At 73.4% G+C, this 2,824-nt stretch carries 2 protein-coding genes; both read right to left on the bottom strand.

What is annotated here, in order from left to right:
* Window positions 1–104: 104 nt before the first annotated feature.
* Window positions 105–1,775 (bottom strand): phosphoenolpyruvate--protein phosphotransferase, encoded by a 1,671-nt coding sequence (ptsP, locus tag ACH5AR_RS30875; RefSeq protein ID WP_396304826.1) that lies wholly within the window; start codon window positions 1,773–1,775, stop codon window positions 105–107.
* A 96-nt stretch (window positions 1,776–1,871) separates the two neighbouring features.
* Complete coding sequence (locus ACH5AR_RS30870) at window positions 1,872–2,321, bottom strand: PTS glucose transporter subunit IIA (protein ID WP_396304825.1); 450 nt, start codon at window positions 2,319–2,321, stop codon at window positions 1,872–1,874.
* Between the last annotated feature and the right edge of the window lie 503 nt (window positions 2,322–2,824).

Below are 2,824 nucleotides of genomic sequence, written 5' to 3'. Positions count from 1 at the left end.
CTCCCCGCCCCCCCCCCCCCCCGCCCGGGCCCCCCCCCCCCCGGGCGGGGGGGGGGGGCGCCCCCCCCGGGGCGGGGGGGCCCGCCCCTCGCGCGGTCGGGCGACTACTCGCCGGAGAGCACCTGCTGCGCGGCGGCCCGCGCCTCCTCGGCGCTGTCCGCGGACCGGGCCGCCTCGGCCGCCCGGCGGCACTGCGCCAGGGTGTACTTGGCGAGCGCGGTCCGCACGTAGGGGATCGAGGCCGCGCCCATCGACAGGCTGGTGACGCCCAGGCCGGTCAGCACCACGGCCAGCAGCGGGTCGGAGGCCGCCTCGCCGCAGACGCCGCAGCTCTTGCCGGTGGCCCGTGCGGCGTCGGCCGCTGCGGCGACCAGGTCCAGCAGGGCGGGCTGCCACGGGTCCTGGAGCCGGGCCAGCGCACCGACCTGACGGTCGGCCGCGAAGGTGTACTGCGCCAGGTCGTTGGTGCCCAGCGACAGGAACTCGACCTCCTGGAGGATCGACCTGGCCCGCAGCGCGGCCGAGGGGATCTCGACCATCGCGCCGAACTTGGCGTCCAGCCCGGCCTCCCGGCACGCGGCCGCGAAGTCCTTGGCGTCCCGGCGGTCGGCCACCATCGGGGCCATCACCTCCAGGTGCACCGGCAGGCCCTCGGCCGCCTTGGCCAGCGCCTGGAGCTGGGTCCGCAGCACCTCCGGGTGCTCCAGCAGGGTGCGCAGACCGCGCACGCCCAGCGCCGGGTTCGGCTCATCGGCGGGGGTCAGGAAGTCCAGCGGCTTGTCGGCGCCGGCGTCCAGCACCCGGACCACCACGCGGCCCTCGGGGAAGGCCTCCAGCACCTTGCGGTACGCCTCGACCTGCTTCTCCGCGCCGGGAGCCTTCGCCGAGTCGTCCAGGAACAGGAACTCGGTGCGGAACAGGCCGACGCCCTCGGCACCGTTCTCCAGCGCGGCCGGCACGTCGGCCGGGCCGCCCACGTTGGCCAGCAGCGGCACCCGGTGCCCGTCCGAGGTCTGCCCCGGGCCGGAGGAGGCGGCCAGCGCGGCCCTGCGCTCGGCGGCGACCGCCCGCAGCTCGTCCTGCTTCTCCTGGGAGGGCTCCAGCAGCACGTCACCGGAGCTGCCGTCCACCGCGACGACGGTGCCCTCGGCGACGTCGCCCGCACCCGCCAGCGCCACGACGGCCGGCACGCCCATCGCCCGGGCGAGGATGGCGCTGTGGCTGGTCGGCCCGCCCTCCTCGGTCACGAAGCCGAGCACCAGCGTCGGGTCGAGCAGCGCGGTGTCGGCCGGCGCCAGGTCCCGCGCGAACAGCACGTACGGCTCGTCGCTGTCCGGCACGCCCGGCATCGGCACGCCGAGCAGCCGGGCCACGATCCGGTTGCGCACGTCGTCCAGGTCGGCGACCCGTCCGGCCAGGTACTCCCCGGCCGAGGCGAGCAGCGCCCGGTAGGCCGCGAACGCGTCGTAGACACCGCGCTCGGCACTGCTGCCGACGGCGATCCGGCGGGAGACGTCGGCCATCAGCTCCGGGTCCTGCGCCATCAGGGCCTGGGCCTCCAGCACGGCCTGGGCCTCGCCGCCCGCGAGGTTGCCGCGCGCGACGAGGTCGGCGGCGACCGCCTCGACGGCGGCCTGGGCGCGGGCCTGCTCACGGGGAGCGTCCTCGGTCGGGATCTGAGTGGCCGGGGGCTCCAGCACCGCAGTCCCCATGTGCCGCACCTGGCCGATCGCGACCCCGTGGCTCACGCCCACGCCGCGCAGCGTCTTCTCCATGTCACCTGTCTCCGCTGAGATGAGCGGCCCCGCCGGGAACCGCTGTGTGGGGGCCGCCCCGTCATCTCGTCCGGGGCGGGTGTGGGAAGGAAGGGGTCAGCTCCAGCTGAACAGCTGCTCGCCGGCCTTGGCCTCGCCGTCCTCGCGCAGGTCGCCGAGCGAGTCGGCGGTGGCCTCCAGCGCCACGATCGGCGAGATCGGCGACTTGCCCGCGGCCTCGACGGCGGCCGGGTCCCACTTGATGACGGCCTGACCGCGGGTCACGGTGTCGCCCTTGCTGACGAGCAGCTCGAAGCCCTCGCCGTTGAGCTGGACGGTGTCGATCCCGAGGTGGGTCAGCACACCGTGGCCCTCGGCGTCCACGACCACGAACGCGTGCGGGTGCATGGAGACGACGACACCGTCCACCGGGGCGACCGCCGTGGTCTGCTCGCGAATCGGGTCGATCGCGGTACCCGGGCCGACCATCGCACCCGAGAACACCGGGTCGGGCACGCCCGCGAGCCCCACGATCTTGCCGGTCAGCGGCGACGTCACAGTGGTCATGGTTGTGCCTCCCAAGTGCGCAGTACAGCGAGCGGCCGCGAGGAGCGGCACGACGATCAACTGAAGCCTAATTCATGTCAACTTCGGACAACTGCTGACATTCCCGGGCGAACACCCCGCCGTACCTGCCCGGCCGGCCGGCGACCCGTCGACCCGCGAGTGGTCTAGTCCTCTTGGCTCCGATGGGCCGCACTCTACAGGCATCTTGGCGAATCGGGACCATTGCTGTATATGCTCGCGAGAGCAACAAATCATGCCGCCGTTCGGAGGACTCCAGCTGCGCCCCGATTCGCGCTCCGGCGGCCGAACCGCTATGGTGGGTCGGGTCGCCGCAACGTGGCGGTTAACACCAGATTTCAGATGCGAAAAGCCCCGGTAAACGGAGCAGAAAGCGTCTGGTAGGCTGGAAACACGAAAGAACGAAGCCCGGAGGGCCTGCCGGAAGGCGGCGCGAAGGAAGCGTCCGTTCCTTGAGAACTCAACAGCGTGCCAAAAGTCAACGC

This window comes from Kitasatospora sp. NPDC018619 (assembly GCF_044391605.1).
Lineage (GTDB): Bacteria > Actinomycetota > Actinomycetes > Streptomycetales > Streptomycetaceae > Kitasatospora.
The sequence above is the reverse complement of the archived record's forward strand: the minus strand, read 5'-3'. Positions and strand labels throughout refer to the sequence as shown.